Origin of the sequence: Kitasatospora sp. SC0581, assembly GCF_048159585.1 — a bacterium.
Lineage (GTDB): Bacteria > Actinomycetota > Actinomycetes > Streptomycetales > Streptomycetaceae > Kitasatospora.
In genome coordinates, this window is sequence record NZ_JBLRWA010000180.1 from 1 (window position 1) to 398 (window position 398).

At 45.5% G+C, this 398-nt stretch carries 1 protein-coding gene; it reads right to left on the reverse strand.

The genetic code is table 11. From position 1 onward, the window contains the following. Positions 1-232 (reverse strand): hypothetical protein (locus tag ACLWS4_RS37665; RefSeq protein ID WP_416876525.1); only part of this gene is annotated, 232 nt, incomplete at its 3' end. Positions 233-398: the final 166 nt, after the last annotated feature.

A 398-nucleotide genomic window follows, 5' to 3' on the forward strand; every position in this document is an offset into this window, starting at 1 on the left:
TAAGGCTGCCGGCTTTCCCGCTGGCGCCAACAATTCCAATCTTCATCTGGCATTCCTCCTGTGATATGTAATCAACTTTATTACATGTAATGATTAACATTACAAGACAGTGATTTGTAATGGTTGAACGTCCATTCTTCCGCTCGTGCCACATCATGGCGGCATGGGCGTCTATCGTGAAAATATGCGCCGGCTGATTTTCATCCTTCTGCTGGTGCCGAAAAAGTGGCATGGACGTCTAATTTGCTCTTCCGAAAGAAAAGGCATGTTTCAAACTGACCGCAAGCGATTTCCATACGGCGTAGATCATCATGATCTGAATCGGAAACATCATGGCAGATTTAATAAGCCGTACAGGCAATAAGCCAAGTATTCCCTTTCCAGTGAGCATCCACAGC